This is a genomic window from Oribacterium sp. P9 (assembly GCF_046365365.1).
Lineage (GTDB): Bacteria > Bacillota > Clostridia > Lachnospirales > Lachnospiraceae > Oribacterium.
The window spans coordinates 20,087-34,597 of sequence record NZ_JBKEIS010000015.1 but is presented as its reverse complement, the minus strand read 5'-3'; the positions used below and the strand labels follow the sequence as shown (position 1 = coordinate 34,597).

At 55.7% G+C, this 14,511-nt stretch carries 11 protein-coding genes and 1 pseudogene; 3 read left to right on the top strand and 9 right to left on the bottom strand.

What is annotated here, in order from left to right:
- Window positions 1–112 precede the first annotated feature (112 nt).
- The 4 genes and pseudogenes from galE to ACK8P7_RS08825 form a co-directional block, all read right to left on the bottom strand.
- Complete coding sequence (gene galE / locus ACK8P7_RS08840; protein WP_410043845.1) at window positions 113–1,129, bottom strand: UDP-glucose 4-epimerase GalE; 1,017 nt, start codon at window positions 1,127–1,129, stop codon at window positions 113–115.
- A gap of 19 nt (window positions 1,130–1,148) precedes the next feature.
- Window positions 1,149–2,357, bottom strand: a complete 1,209-nt coding sequence (locus ACK8P7_RS08835) for a galactokinase (RefSeq protein WP_410043844.1) — start codon at window positions 2,355–2,357, stop codon at window positions 1,149–1,151.
- A 289-nt stretch (window positions 2,358–2,646) separates the two neighbouring features.
- Window positions 2,647–3,594, bottom strand: coding sequence for an AEC family transporter (locus tag ACK8P7_RS08830; RefSeq protein WP_410043843.1), 948 nt, complete (start codon window positions 3,592–3,594; stop codon window positions 2,647–2,649).
- Window positions 3,595–3,819: 225 nt separating this feature from the next.
- Window positions 3,820–4,428, bottom strand: a pseudogene (locus ACK8P7_RS08825) (sce7726 family protein); the annotation flags it as partial.
- Between the two features lie 321 nt (window positions 4,429–4,749).
- On the opposite strand from ACK8P7_RS08825, the gene ACK8P7_RS08820 reads away from it, so the two are divergent.
- The gene (locus tag ACK8P7_RS08820) at window positions 4,750–6,624 is read left to right on the top strand and encodes an SGNH/GDSL hydrolase family protein (protein ID WP_410043842.1); all 1,875 of its coding nucleotides are present in this window, start codon (window positions 4,750–4,752) and stop codon (window positions 6,622–6,624) included.
- Window positions 6,625–6,836: 212 nt separating this feature from the next.
- Here the strand turns inward: ACK8P7_RS08820 and ACK8P7_RS08815 are convergent, their stop codons facing one another.
- Together ACK8P7_RS08815 and ACK8P7_RS08810 are read right to left on the bottom strand one after the other, a co-directional pair.
- Window positions 6,837–8,165 (bottom strand): AAA family ATPase, encoded by a 1,329-nt coding sequence (locus tag ACK8P7_RS08815; RefSeq protein ID WP_410043841.1) that lies wholly within the window; start codon window positions 8,163–8,165, stop codon window positions 6,837–6,839.
- A 117-nt stretch (window positions 8,166–8,282) separates the two neighbouring features.
- Entirely contained in the window at window positions 8,283–8,504 is a 222-nt protein-coding gene (locus ACK8P7_RS08810; RefSeq protein WP_410043840.1) for a type II toxin-antitoxin system HicB family antitoxin, read from the bottom strand.
- Window positions 8,505–9,223: 719 nt separating this feature from the next.
- Here ACK8P7_RS08810 and ACK8P7_RS08805 point away from each other — a divergent pair.
- Complete coding sequence (locus ACK8P7_RS08805; RefSeq protein ID WP_410043839.1) at window positions 9,224–9,415, top strand: hypothetical protein; 192 nt, start codon at window positions 9,224–9,226, stop codon at window positions 9,413–9,415.
- A gap of 129 nt (window positions 9,416–9,544) precedes the next feature.
- A complete protein-coding gene (locus ACK8P7_RS08800) occupies window positions 9,545–10,228 on the top strand; it encodes a hypothetical protein (RefSeq protein WP_410043838.1) in 684 nt (227 codons plus the stop codon).
- A gap of 52 nt (window positions 10,229–10,280) precedes the next feature.
- Here ACK8P7_RS08800 and ACK8P7_RS08795 read toward each other — a convergent pair whose 3' ends face one another.
- Genes ACK8P7_RS08795 through ACK8P7_RS08785 form a run of 3 tightly spaced genes read right to left on the bottom strand, consistent with a single transcriptional unit; the run spans window position 10,281 to window position 14,241 of the window.
- Window positions 10,281–12,284, bottom strand: a complete 2,004-nt coding sequence (locus tag ACK8P7_RS08795; RefSeq protein ID WP_410043837.1) for a hypothetical protein — start codon at window positions 12,282–12,284, stop codon at window positions 10,281–10,283.
- Window positions 12,285–12,292: 8 nt separating this feature from the next.
- Window positions 12,293–13,222 (bottom strand): AAA family ATPase, encoded by a 930-nt coding sequence (locus tag ACK8P7_RS08790; RefSeq protein ID WP_410043836.1) that lies wholly within the window; start codon window positions 13,220–13,222, stop codon window positions 12,293–12,295.
- A 17-nt stretch (window positions 13,223–13,239) separates the two neighbouring features.
- A complete protein-coding gene (locus ACK8P7_RS08785; protein WP_410043835.1) occupies window positions 13,240–14,241 on the bottom strand; it encodes an ATPase P in 1,002 nt (333 codons plus the stop codon).
- Window positions 14,242–14,511 lie beyond the last annotated feature (270 nt).

The window sequence follows — 14,511 nt, the reverse complement described above, 5'->3', positions numbered from 1 at the left end:
CGATGGACGGACAGGTGCTTTCCCTGTCCGATCCATGTGCACATCCCGAGGGTTCTGTCCTTTGAACTAAGTGGGACGCCCGATATCGGTTTCGGCAATAGCCTCAAAGTATTTAAGAATTATATCCGTTCGGATTCTTCTGCTGCCAGTTCCAGGAATCGCGGCACATATCCTCGAGGTCGAACTCCGCGGTCCAGCCGAGCTCCTTCTCTGCCTTCGCAGGGCTCGAGTAGCAGGTCGCGATGTCGCCCGGACGACGCTCCCGAATCACATACGGAAGCTCCTTGCCGCAGGCCTTCTCAAACGCATGGATGACATCCAGTACCGAGTAGCCATGACCGGTACCCAGATTGCAGATGAATACACCATCCTTCTTCGCGAAACGCTCGATGGCCTTTACATGACCACGTGCGAGATCCACGACATGGATGTAATCACGCACACCCGTGCCATCCGGTGTATCATAATCGTTACCGAAGACATTGATCTCCGGAAGCTTGCCGATCGCCACCTGTGCCACGTACGGAAGCAGGTTGTTTGGGATGCCCTTCGGATCCTCACCGATGAGACCGGACTTGTGCGCACCGATCGGGTTGAAGTAACGAAGCAGGATGACATTCCACTCCGGATCTGCGGTATGAATATCCGTCAGAATCTGCTCCTGCATCCACTTGGTCCAGCCATACGGATTTGTGCAAGTGCCCTTCGGGCAGTTCTCCGTGATCGGAATCTCCGCCGGATCGCCGTATACGGTCGCAGAGCTCGAGAAAATGATATTCTTGCAGCCGTGCGCACGCATCTCGTCGGTCAGATTCAGCGTGGAACCGATATTTGTGCGATAATACTCGATCGGCTTGTGCACAGACTCACCGACGGCCTTCAGACCTGCGAAGTGAATGACCGCATCGATCTTATTCTCATCGAAGACACGCTTCACCGCTGCACGATCCATCATATCATCCGGATAAAACTTCACCTTCTTACCGGTGATCTCCTCGATCCGGTCCACGGCCTTCTGATTCGAATTATACAGATTGTCGATGATCACGACATCATAGCCTGCGTTCAGAAGCTCCACACATGTATGGCTTCCGATATATCCAGCACCACCTGTTACAAGAATAGTCATAATATTTCCTCCTCTTAAATTAAATAATGGAAGGGCCATCGCCGATGCTGACCACGTAGAAGGTGCAGTCATAGCCGATCCGCTTCTTATACGCCTCGCCGACCTGCTTCTCGAAGGTCTCGATGGCGTCGTCCTTTACGATGGAGACGGTGCAGCCGCCGAAGCCGCCGCCGGTCATACGGGAGCCGATGACACCCGGCACCTTCCATGCCTCCTCGACGAGGACGTCAAGCTCCTCGCAGCTGACCTCGAAGTCATCGCGGAGAGAGACATGGGATGCATTCATGAGCTTTCCGAACGCCTCGATGTTGCCGGCCTTGAGATCTGCCACAGCCTCGATGGCACGGTTGTTTTCATAAACCGCATGCATCGCACGCTTCTGGACGATCGGATCCGTGAGGGCGGCCTTATGTGCCTCGAAGTCAGCATTGGACAGATCACCGAGGGTCTGGATACCGCACTCCTTCGCGAGGATCTCGCGTGCCTCCTCGCACTCACGACGGCGATCGTTGTAGGCGGAGCCGACGAGCTTATGCTTCTTATTGGTATTCGTCACGACGAGCTTCATGCCGTCCAGCACGACCGGTGCGTACTCATAGTTCAGCGTCGCGCAGTCGAGGAAGATGGCGTTATCCTTCTTACCCATCGCACTCGCGAACTGATCCATGATACCGCAGTTCATGCCGGCGTAGTTGTTCTCGGCGTCCTGACCGATCAGGGCGAGGTCCACATTTGTGACCTCTGTAAAGCCGAACAGATCACGGATGATAAAGCCGGTCAGCACCTCGAGGGAGGCACTGGAGCTGAGGCCCGAGCCGTTCGGGATGTTACCGTTGACCACGATGTCGAGGCCACTCTCGAGCTTGAAGCCACGCTTCTCAAACGCCCACATCACACCCATCGGGTAGGTGATCCAGCGCTCTTCCTTCAGTGGATTGAACTCGTCGAGGGAAGTCTCGATGACACCGTTGCTGCTCAGGTTCACGCTGTAGAAACGAAGCTTCCGATCCGCACGACGACGGGCGGCCGCATAGGTACCGATGGTCAGTGCGCACGGGAAAACGTGACCACCATTGTAGTCCGTATGCTCACCGATCAGATTGACACGGCCTGGTGCGAAGTAACACTTCACGCCATTCGTATCACCAAATTTCTCCTCAAATGCCTTCAGCGCATTCTCCTTGTACGAAAGATCCATCTTTTCCTCCTTGCCGCCGCGGTCGTCCATGGTACCGACTCCCGAAAAACACCGAAATCCCACGAAACATAGGCTTTCAGCACAAGGGCAGCTACGATATCCGCGCACGCGTGGTAAAATTTTAACACATACAGCTATTATTATAAAAAAGAGGTTTTTCACAGTCAACGCGAAAAACCTCTTTCAATCTGTAAAAATCTTAGGTGGGGAATCGTTCAGGCAGGGACCCGGCTTGATTTCAACGGTCTCTACGTATGGCCTCCGTTGCCGGCTCTCCGGGTCCCCTGCCTGAACGGTTACGACTGATCGTGGATGATGTTCAGAAAATGCCGATGGAATTCAGCGCGATGATCCAGAGGAAGATCGTGAACATGGAGCTCACGGTGCTGATCGCCAGCATTTCCCCGGCGAGCTCGCCGTCGCCGCCCATGCTCTGGCTCATCGGGAAGATCGCGTTCGCAAGCGGGGTCGCGTACAGAGAGAACAGGATGAAGAGCTCGATGCCGCGGAAGCCGAGGAGGTAGCAGATCGTCGTGACAATCGCCGGCAGGATGACGAGCTTCAGCACGGTGCAGATTGTGATGAGCTTTAGGTTCTTCCGGATGTCCGGCAGCACCAGCGTCGCGCCACAGATGAAGATCGCGAGCGGCGAGGTCATATCCGAAATCGACTTGATCGGCTTCAGGATGCAGGCCGGCAGTGAGATATGCAGCGCTCGGAACACGATCCCGGCGATGGCACCGATGATGAGCGGATTCGTGAGGATATTCCGGAGCATCTTCGCCGAACTCGTCTTCTCTCCCTCCGTCCGTCGGAAGTACTCGAGGATGAAGACCGCCGCGATGTTGTAGATCGGCACGCAGCACGCGATGACGATCGATGCGAGCGACCCTGCCTCTTCTCCGTACATGCTGACGGCGAGGGGTAGTGCAAACATCAGGGTGTTGGACCGCCAGGTGGCCTGGGCCACGACGCCTCGCTGCGGGTTTCCCTTCACGAACAGCGGTGTCAGCAGAACGGTGAGCAGGATCGCCGCAAGAAGGATCACGACCGCGGTCAGCGCCAGCTTTGTGTTCGTCTGAAAATCCGCCTTCGAATTATAAAGACTGTTAAACATCATGAGTGGAAAAAACGCCTTGAAGACGATCTGGTTCAGACGCTTATAGAAGGTCTCATCACCGAACCTCAGGTGACGGATCAGATATCCGTACGACATATAACAAATAAACGGTACGACGGCGTTCGCCGCCACGAAAAAGCTTTCCATATATTTCCCCTTTCCATTTCACTCATGCTGCTACGTAGATTTTTTACCGGTCTTCGGACGCTTCCATCCCTTCACGACATGCTTCACATGAAGATTCGGCTTGCGGTGACGGGCCGTACGCGTCGTGCCGGCGTGCTTCGGCTTTTCGTCGCCGGATGCTTCCGGTGACGGTGACGATCCTGCGTCGGAGGCATTGGCCGGATGAAGCTTTGCGTGCAGCTGACGACGCCGGCGGCGCGGCTTCTTCCCCTCGCGCTCGACGCGGAATCGGTTGATTTCGTCGAAGATGCGGGTGTAGTCGCGCTCGAACAGCTCCTCCGACATCTCAAGGCGGAGCGTCTCATACGGCACACCCGCAAGGATCTTTTCGATCACGTCTTTCTTCGAGATGCGATCATACTTATGTTTCAGATGACGATACACGATGTGCTGCAGCTCCGGACGCCAGAGAAGGCTCAGCTTCCGCGCCGGATCGATCCCCGGATTCGGCTTCGGGCGGCGCAGCACATAGAAATCCGCGCGTCCCTCGACCTCCTCGACGGTGATGATGCCCCAGCTCGCCGGCACATGCTCCTCGACGTGCATCGCGTGGCGCGTGCCGACGACGATGATGTTCATGTCGAAGTAACGGTCGTAGTCCTCGACCTGCCCCGCGAGTCGCGTGTAGGTATCGGCATCCGACTTGATCTCGATCCCCACGAAGCTGTCCGGTGTCACCATGATGACATCCGCACGGCTCCCGCCCATATTCTTTTCCTCGATGATCCGGATGCGCCCGTAGCTCTCCTCCAGGAAAGCAAACAGCGGCTCACGGATGTCCCTGTCCTTTAACATAGTGCACCCATTTTCTACTCGTGAAATATCTGACAGCCCTGCGCCATACAGCGATTTCCACGACGCGTTTTTCAAACGCATATCTTATTTAGAATATCTTTTCAACACGATGAAGTAATGTTCAGAATGTAAAACAATCAGGTATTATCATAGCACGCGCTCGGCCTGCCGTGAATGCTCAAGGGGATAACCCGCACGGTGACCGTTATCGTTTAAAACACAAAATCTTCAAATAAAATTAATTGTTTTTTCTATGATAAAAGGGTAATATGTAGCGGTATATCGAAAATGTGAAACCACTTCATAAGGAGAAGTACTATTATGGATTTTAAGGAATTTTTCGAGCAGAATAAGAAGGCCTGCATCGGCGGCCTGGCAGGTGCTGTCGTGATCCTCATGGGTATCGCGGTCGCAACCAGCCATACCGGTGGTGACAGCACAGTGGAGACCGCAGCCGCTTCCACCGAGGCAGCCGAGACGACCACCGTCGAGACCGCACCGGTCGAGGTTACCCGTGGCGATTTCTATGATAAGCTGAATTCCGGCAATGCAGTCAACGTACTCGTGCTCGGCGACGGCTTCGCATACGGCGACGGCGCGACGAACCTCGAGGACAGCTGGTCCGAGCAGCTCTCTCAGAAGCTCGGTGATGCATTTAAGTCAAACGTATTCGTAAACAACTACGCGCTCGCTGGTGACAACGGTGCCTACGCCGGCTTCGTCATCGCAAACGAGCTCACCACCGACGTCGAGTATGACGCCGCTGTGCTGAGCTTCGGAAGCTACGACGATCAGGACACCTTCCCGGCCTTCTACGAGGCCCTGATCCGCGCCCTGAATAAGAAGTTCCCGGGCATCGAGATCATCTCCCTCATCGAGCCGTCCAGCGTGACGAACCCGGACGGTCCTGCGGCGGCCAATGCAGACGCCATCAAGAACATCACCTCTCACTACCTCGGCGAGACCATCGACATCGCGAAGGGCTTCGAGGATGCCGGTAAGGATGTGAAGAAGACCGTCGCAAAGGATCAGATCAACCAGAACGACGAGGGCAACGACATCACTTCCGATGTCATCCTGTCCGCGATCCGGGCATCCGCTGCCGCTGGTGATCAGAAGGGTGAAACCCAGACCATCCAGCCGCTCGACGAGAAGATCTCCGAGCTGGAGAGCTTCGCTTATATCCCGGCAAGCAGCTTCGCAAAGCTGAACGACACCACCTACGAGATCCTCTCCGATTACGTAACCGACGCCGACGGCAACAAGCTTCAGGGCCTCCTCGGTCTCGACTACGATTATCTGACCGGTGACAATGATGTCTACGTGACCGTCGATGGCCAGCCGTTCGGTCGCCACAGCGTGAAGTTCGACGGTGCCGAGTCCGAGCAGCACATCGTGCTCATCAACGATAACTTCACTTCCGCGGATCACGTCACCATCAAGTTCGCGACCAAGGAAGAAGCCGATACCTTCGCAGGTATGAGCATCTGTGGAAACATTGCCCTCCCGGAGAGCTATGATAAGTATGAGACCATGGCCGCCGAAGACGAGCTGAGCGCCGAGGATCTCCTCGCAGCTGTTGAGGAGACCAACGCAGACGGTACCCCTGTTCTTCAGCAGGCTGGCGCTATGGAGGATGGCGATATCGCGGTCGGCGGTCCTGGCTCCGGCGTCGTAGCGGAGGGTGGCGTACTCGCACCGCAGGAGGCTGTTCCAGAGACCACGAAGTACGAGACCACGAACCCGACCCGCTACAACAGTGAAGGTATCCTCGAGGAGAAGTATAACGGCGAGTGGTATGAGGTCGAGCTCGAACCTGTCACCGACGCAAACGCAGGCGTATACGCAGCCGGTGTCGATCATCCGGGTGCACAGCCAACTACCATCGTCGGCAAGAACGCAAAGCGTAAGTCCAAGGCGGCCGGCCCAGGCGGAGACACCGAGGAAACAACGGTAAGCAGCGCAGCAGCCGCAGCTGCCGCAAACGGCACCACCGCTACCCAGGCAGCCGCTGCTGCCGGTACCGAGACCGCTGCACAGACCACTGCAGCCGCAGCGGACGCTTCCAGTTTTGCAAACCCGGGTGCGCAGGTCAAGGCCGCTGGTGACTACAACATCAACGAAACCGATGCCAACGGCAAGGTAATCGCAAGCAACGGCCGCCTCTCCATCAGCAGTGGCGACGATGACGAATAAGTCATAACGCAGACATCGACTCCAGACGATCCTGATCGATCGAATGGATCACATACTAAAATAAGAACGCGGAGGACTCTCATCGGTCCTCCGCGTTGTTGTTTCTGTAGAATAGCTCAAATATGACAGCTACTCTTCTTCAAATGAAATGCACGCAAATACATATAAAAGTGTGATATTTCTCACACTTTTATTAATAATAATGTGATTTTTTATTTCTTCTTCACCATACACCGTTTCTTAAAAAACGAGATGCCGTAGCACAGGATTTCATCGTAGTCGTCCTCGTATTCCTTCGCGTACATGCGCTCATCGATCTGCTGCAGGGCGACGTCGCACGCACGTTCGAGCTGGCCGAGGGACTTCGTGTATTTCGCTTCGAAGATCGCGACGCGGGCGTGGATGCCATCGTGCACGACCACGTCGCTGCGGCCCTCGCCATGTTCCTTATTTGAGTCGACCATATAGCCGGCACCGGTAAAAATACCGGCGAGGAACGCATGGTAGAAATCCTCGCGGTAATCATGGTAGCTGATGGTCCGGCGAAGCAGCGCATTCATCTCCTTCGTGATGGTCGCACTGTCGCCCTGCCACACGGCATCAAACAGCGCCGTCCGGTTCCACGTCTTCGCGCTGTCATCGAACCAGCGCATGACCGTCGTTTCGAAGATGTCACAAATCTCTGCATTCGGGATCATCAGGGCAATGCACCCCTTCGGGACCTCTCCCTCGATGTCTTCAGCACGCGCGACGGTCAGATAGCCGCTGAGGTACAGCAGACTCCAGAGATTATCCTCCGAAGAATGGATGAGGTCATAGGTCAGGTTCTCATCCACACGCTGAACGATGACGCCGCCGGCCATCAGAGTCTCCAGCTTCTGTGTGATGTCGCTGCCTGCAACGTCGATGAAGGAACGGATGATCGCGTTATCACTGGTGTTTTTCCAGTAGCTCACCGGCTCCGCTTGCGGGTCCCGCTGCAGCTCCAGCATATAGTTCATCACATCCCACGGACAGTACACATCCGAATCCCCGAAGTGGTAGCCATCGTACCATCTCTTCACACGATCTGCCCGGTCGGAGACATTGGCATCCTCCAGGATGTGGTCGACTTCCTCCTGCAGGAAGCCGAAATACTCGCCCAGGCGGGCGTGCAGAACATACGCATGCTCCTGATACAGAAGCGCGATTTCATACAGCAGCTGGCCATACGCATCCTGGAAGTTCAGGCCATCCACCTGCCGAAGCGTGATGAAGACCGTCGGATACCGGTTCATCCATGCAGCACACAGCGCAGGATACGATGCGATTTCGAGACCCTCAAACAGCGCCCGATGATCCTTCCGGATGTCGAAGAAAGCCTCCAGCATGCTCATACCCAGGGTCTTACCGAAACGACGCGGACGAGTGATGAGCATGACCATAGGTGTTCGCTCTGTAAGAATCTCTTTGATCATCCCCGTTTTATCAACGTAGTAATATCCTTGACTTCGAATCTTCTCGAAATTCGAAGTACCAACCGGAAAATATAAATACTTCATGTTTTTTACATAACATACATTGTCATTCTACTTACGCTTTTCCCATCTGCTCCAGGCAACATTTTTCTTTTCCCTCCAGACGCTGTCGACACGTATTACCATCGTTTCCTATAACCCTCACCCATATACGGCGCCCTTCTCTGCCAGTTTCTCCTGAATCGCTTCAGAAACGAACTGATTCATCGTCACGCCTTCTTTTGCCGCCTCCAGTGCGGCACAGCGATGCATTTCCGGTTTTATCCGCACATTAAAAACTCCCCGAAACTCCTTCTCCGGCTTCTTACCACACTGAGCACAATAATCAAGATAGTTATCGATACTGTTATGAAACGACTCCACCAGTTCATTTACGGATGTTCCATGAAAATAGAGTGAATCCGTTATGCCCAGATTTTCTATTTACTTATCGGACCCGCCCCATGCAAACAAACAAAAATCGACGCCAATGCATCCTGACCGGAGTGAAATCGGATGAAAAACTTGTGATCGGAGTTTTAGAAAGGCGGCATGCGGATCACTGTCATAACGGTTTCCGAAGTTTTCACAAAAACCATTTATAGAATTCTTGCGCCATTAGTTTTTTTGATCTTTGTTACAAACAAGCGATTTTCGGGCTGAGAGCCATTAGATGATTTTCGCAAAGAAAGGATTTCAAAGAGCGATGCCATTATGTTTTCTGGAGTTTGTAACAAACAGGGCATTTTAAAGGTTCGTGCCATTAAGTGACTTTTACAAATCATTAATTTCAGTGATCTGTGACATTAGATTATTTCACAGAATAAGAAATATAAAACTCTGTGACATTAAGTATGCGGCGACGAGACTGGCTCAGCTGGGCGAATGAGGAGCAGACTCAAACTTCCCAAGGGGAGCCGTGGGTGTCTGAACTGTTACACATAAGCAAGGGTTGGGTCACTCAAAAAATATGCTTGGCGGTGTCTCACGCCCGCTCGCTATCGCCTTGACCTTCATGCTAATATAAATCACAATATAAGCACGAAAGCTTGGTATAATATGGAGCGATGAATGTGTGACGATATATGGAGGTATTATTATAAATGCAATTAACACCAGTACAGGTTAGAGATTCGTTGATGGAGGAGCTAAATGATGCTCGTCTGCTCGCTGTTGCCTCTGAACGTATGGCGCACTTCGATCCTGCCTCTTTGATTTCCGAAGAAGAAATGAACCGGCGCCTCGGTATTTCCGACAACGATCTCACGGGTTTTGACGAGGTGGATATCGAATGAAGCATTCAGATTTAGAATTATGCAAAAATAAAAATAATTCCTGTGACCCATCCTTCTCTTCTTCGGTGATTAAGGATGTAAGGAACAGAAAACAGGATATCCGATTCAAAAACGAAAGGAAATAATACTATGAGAAAGAATATGATCAACAGCAGCATGAAGAGCATCCTCCTCGCGGGGATCCTGATCGCGACGGTCGCGACGACGGCGTGTGCGGGTGTGAAGGCGCAGGGCGTGACACCGAAGACCACCGAGACAGAAACCAGCGGTCCATCCGTACCGACCGCGGATATGAATCAGGAAGCAGCGAAGCCGGAGGCAGGCATGGCGTTCGATGACGCATACACGAACACCGACGCAAATCAGGAGGCGGGCATGGCGCTCGATGGCGCATATACCAGCGCTGACGCGTCGGATCTTCAGATCAACTACTATGATACCGAGGAGGCGGGTGGCATCATGACCCTGGAAGCCGCGAACCACTGGGCGCGCTTCGATTTCTTCTCGAATCCGACGATCGGCGAGGACTGGAGCTACACCATAGATAACAACATCCTCGATGTCGAGAAGACCTACACAGCGAAGGATCCGTCCGATACCATGAATATCAATGATGGCACCACCCGTTTCATGCTCACCCCGAACGCACTCGGCACCGTGACCGTCACCTTCAACTACGGTAAGGCCGGCGCAGAGCCGGATGACACCATGATCTACACCTTCGTGGTCGATGATGATCTCCGCATCACCCTCGTGAAGGCCGAGAACCCGCACGGCGATAAGAGCATGATCGTGCGTCCGGTAGTGAAGTAAACAAAAAAGCGATGACTCTCCTTTTGAGTCATCGCTTTTTTGTTTACCTGTTTTACAGTTCTTCGACGGCCTTCGTGAAGATCTCGCCGGCGGCGCGGGCGAGCTGGGCAATGTCGTGAATCCGAACCTGATGATGGCCATACATGAGGCTGAGGTTCCCGAGGTTTTCCGTGCGTCCCAGGAAAAGTCCGTACACGAGGATGCCTTGGGCGCGCATCTCCGCGATGGCGTCGGCGGCGTCATCGACCGCCGGGCGGCCTTCATAGGCACTGCCGAAGGGGTACTTCTCACAAGCGGAAAGGCGCGTCGAGTCATCCGGGCTCGCATCCGTCAGGACGATCAGGATGTGTTTTCGGCCATTCGAATGTCCGGCAGCGGCTGCGTCACGGATGCGTGCATCTGCTGTCCGACATTCGGATCCGCCGCGGATACGTGCACCTGTGTCTCCATCACCGGTCCTGCTGCTGTCCGGTACATGAGACGCAGCGAAGCTGCGACCACTTCCGTGCAGGAGCTCCTCCGCGGCGAGGCGCAGGCCGAGGCCGTCGCGGTTCCAGCCGGCGGCATAGAAATGAAAGAGGTGCGCGCAGTCCCGCTCGGAGAAGTCCTTCATCTTCTCAAGGACAGTGTAGCCGCGGAGCGAGCGGAAATTCCAGACAGCGGCCGGCATGTGGCAGTTTTTCAGCGCTTCCGCGAGGATCCAGGCCTCGGCAGCGAGCTGCTCCTGCATCTGCATGCGGGAAGCGCTGGCGTCGAGCAGCAGCGTCACATCGAGCGGCATCTCCCGCTCCGGGCGCTGCTTTTCGAAGACATCCGGGTCATGCACGACCGGCATGCGCCAGGCGCGCACCGGATCGAGGCGGCCCACAGGGGCATGCACTGCGACGTTCTCCCGAAGATCCGACAGCGTGAGCTCGAGGCGCGCCGAAAGGCGTCGCACGAGTGAACGCGCAAGCTCTCCCTCCGACTCGAAAAAGCGCCGGTTCGCCAGCGCCTGCTGCGCGCTGTCCTGCCGCACCTTCGCCGTTTCAGAGTCGAAAAAACCGCCACGTGGCGCTGCCACGTCTGTCCGGGTGCCTGACCCCGAAGCTTTTCCTGCCCCATCTTCCGTTCTCTGATTTGTCCGGGTGATGTCGTTCATCTGTGCACCAGATTTCTCGCGCAACCAGGTCAGACCATCTGAAGAGCCCATACCGAACTTCCCATCCGTCACATACACGTGGCAGCCGCGGTGCCCGCCGACGCAGAGCCGCGCCTCGAGCTGTTGCAGCTCCTCGTCCGTATACAGCGAGCGTCCGAAGCAGGCCGTGATGTAGGCACGATCACCCATTGCCCCTGCGCCGCCGTGCTTGCCATCCGACGCCACCGGCGTCCCGGCGGAGGCATTGGCCGCGTAGGTGTTTTTCATCATCAACGTGTCGGTGTGCTGGTGCTCGGTCCTGAAAACGTGCTGCAGAATCCAGGCCTCCACCGTGTTCAGGCGAATGTGCACGGGCTTCACTTCCGCCTCTCCGCGGTAGGCGAAAAAGCGCGTGAGGATCGCGCGAAGGGTGGCGGCCACCTCATCCGCACGGAGGGTCGGATCGAGCTCGAGGGCAGCAGCGAGGGCCCTGCGGTCGGGCGCGTACACCCGCGTTTTCCGGCCGAGCACGCGGCTCCAGCGGATCGTCTGCTGGTCGAGGAGGCGCTTGTTTTCCGCCATCCACTGCTGGCGATTGAGATTCTGAAGGTGCGCGAAATACGCCTCGGCATGCTGCACACGAAGCGTCTCAAGTGCGGGACGGGACGGCAGCTCACGCGCATAGACGTAGGACTCGATGCCGAGCCAGAGGGTGTCACTGAGGATCGCCGCACGCCGACTCCGGGACACCTCCTCGAGCAGCGCCTCCGTCGGGCGACCGAGCCACTTATGCGCGAGCCCGATGACGAGGTTCATGTAGAGGTCCGCGCTGCCATCCTCTGTAAACGACAGAAAATCCGGCGTGAAGGCATAGTCTCCCGCTGCCGTCCACACCAGATTTTCCGCTCTTTTCCGCTCGTCTTCTGTTCCAGCCATACCTCACCTCAGTCAAATACTTCTCTCCCGCCGCGGTCCGGGATCCGTGCAGTGATCACGTCGCGGATCAGCTGCTGCTCATGTGGGTCGAAGCACTTGTTGACGATGCCCATGTCGAGGGCCGTGCGGATCGAGATACCGAACTGCATGAGGCCGATCGCATCCTGCAGGCCGCGCAGGTCCACCGCCCGCTCCGAAATCTCCGCGTGCTCCGCCTTGTCATTCAGCTCATAAAAGAGCTTCACAAACTGGTCACGCCAGCTCTTCCGGATCGTCAGGAAGCGACCCTCGAGCACACGGCAGAGGTTCTCCTCCGAGATGATCGGCATCGCGATGACGAGAAAACGCGACGCCAGCGCCTCATTGAGCTCGCGCGTGCCTTCGTAGCCGTAGTTCATCGTCGCGATGAAACGTGTCGCCGGATGCAGCTGCAGCCGCTCATAGCCCGGCACATCGATGACCCGCCGGTGATCCAGCACACTGTGCAGCACCGCCAGCGCCTCGTTCTTCGCCATGTTGATCTCGTCGAGCACCGCGAAGCCGCCGTATTTACCCGCGAGGTAGACCGGCCCCGGTTTGAACACGACTCGACTTCCATCGAAGCTGTCCGCCCCGATCATCGACGCCGCATCCATCCCCACATGGAAGGACACATCCCACACCGGGCGCTCAAACAGCGCCGCCAGATTCTCGCAGAGGATGTTCTTGCCCGTCGCCTTCGGCCCCGACAGCAACAGATTTCGCCCGCTGAGAAGCGCCGCGATCGCCGCCTCCCAGATCTCCCTGCCATAATACGGACACTCCGGCGTCGGGATTCTCGCCACCAACTCCTGTGTTAATACGGATGCATCGGAAGCATACGCCTGCGCCTTATTCAGAAGATCCGAATCCACGCCATCCTTCTGAAGTAATTGAATTAAATTCTCTTTCACTTTCATATTCACATCTCGTCCCACTACTCGTAATCGAAGTTCAGAAACATAGGTTTGATTTCGACGACTTCATCGTACTCCTTCTGCGAGACGGTGACGCTCGAGTTCAGGGCCTGCAGGTCCTTCTTCACGAGGGCGAGGGCGTCCGCCGGTGTTTCAGCGCGGCCCTCGCGGATCACGCGGATCATGCGTTCGATCACAACCGGGTGGGCATAGCGGGCCGGCACGTCAAGGGCTTCACCGACGAGCGCGTGCTCCATCTGCTCGACGGCAGAAGCATTGGCCTCACGCACCTTCTGCACGTTGTTCTGTGCGTTCGGCAGCACACGCGACGCGGCGAGCAGAAAGATGATCGCGAAGCCGAAGAACACGACGTAGATCGCGGTCGTACCGCCCTGCAGGAGTCGGACAATGCCGAAGGCCGTCGCGCAGATGGCCATGATGAGGACGACGAGGGCCACCCATTTCGCGCTCGGATTCACGCGCTGGACGATGCGGAGCTGCTTCGCAGACGCGGAGAGCTGGCGGTACAGTGCCGGCTGCTTCTCAAGCGTCGCCTTCTCCGCCTCGAGCTTCTCGATCGTTGCTTCGGCAGCCGGCGTGAGGTGCTCGGCGTAGCGCCGCTTCTCTTCCTCTTCCGCGGCACGCAGCTTCTGCTCGGCCTCGCGGCTGTGGGTCGGGAGCTCCGGACAGCGCTTCGCGACCTCCTCGAGAAGCGTGTCCGCGAACGGCTCAGCCTGCACAGCACAGCGGATCTGGTGCCCGCTCTTCAGCTCCACGACGATGTACGCCATACTGCCGAAGATCCCCTTGCCGGTGAAGCCGCCCTTCGACATCGCGACCTGCTTGAAGATGCGGTTCATGTCCGTGAAGAGGACGTAACGGCTCCGGTCCAGCATCAGCGAGGACAGGAACACGGCCCGATCGCTGACGCCGAGACGCCCGATCTTCACCATGTGCTTCTTTTCGATATTCAGTTCCTCCGGAGACAGGTCCGTGGCCACGGCTGATAAAAACATTCCCATAATTTCGTCAATCCTTTGCTGTTTGATAGTTTGGTATTCGGATATATGCAGTCGCATCCATGTTCTTCATATCCTGATACACGGCATTTTTTTATTCGTACCCGGATATGATCCGCTGCATAGATCGCATATGATTCTTTACATGTAATCCTAGCACGGCAGCGGGTGGTGTAAAGAGATTTCGCATGATGCAGTATGCATTTAAAGAAAAGGCGGAAGTGCCACCACCTCCGCCTTTCGCATGAATATTCGGTTGTCAGTTGACTTCCC

Bases quoted from the DNA above. Each gene is read 5' to 3' on its own strand.
- ACK8P7_RS08820 (WP_410043842.1), top strand. From the start codon at position 4,750: ATGGATTTTAAGGAATTTTTCGAGCAGAATAAGAAGGCCTGCATCGGC.
- galE (WP_410043845.1), bottom strand. From the start codon at position 1,129: ATGACTATTCTTGTAACAGGTGGTGCTGGATATATCGGAAGCCATACA.
- ACK8P7_RS08805 (WP_410043839.1), top strand. From the start codon at position 9,224: ATGCAATTAACACCAGTACAGGTTAGAGATTCGTTGATGGAGGAGCTA.
- ACK8P7_RS08815 (WP_410043841.1), bottom strand. From the start codon at position 8,165: ATGAAGTATTTATATTTTCCGGTTGGTACTTCGAATTTCGAGAAGATT.
- ACK8P7_RS08835 (WP_410043844.1), bottom strand. From the start codon at position 2,357: ATGGACGACCGCGGCGGCAAGGAGGAAAAGATGGATCTTTCGTACAAG.
- ACK8P7_RS08800 (WP_410043838.1), top strand. From the start codon at position 9,545: ATGAGAAAGAATATGATCAACAGCAGCATGAAGAGCATCCTCCTCGCG.
- ACK8P7_RS08785 (WP_410043835.1), bottom strand. From the start codon at position 14,241: ATGGGAATGTTTTTATCAGCCGTGGCCACGGACCTGTCTCCGGAGGAA.
- ACK8P7_RS08830 (WP_410043843.1), bottom strand. From the start codon at position 3,594: ATGGAAAGCTTTTTCGTGGCGGCGAACGCCGTCGTACCGTTTATTTGT.
- ACK8P7_RS08790 (WP_410043836.1), bottom strand. From the start codon at position 13,222: ATGAAAGTGAAAGAGAATTTAATTCAATTACTTCAGAAGGATGGCGTG.
- ACK8P7_RS08795 (WP_410043837.1), bottom strand. From the start codon at position 12,284: ATGGCTGGAACAGAAGACGAGCGGAAAAGAGCGGAAAATCTGGTGTGG.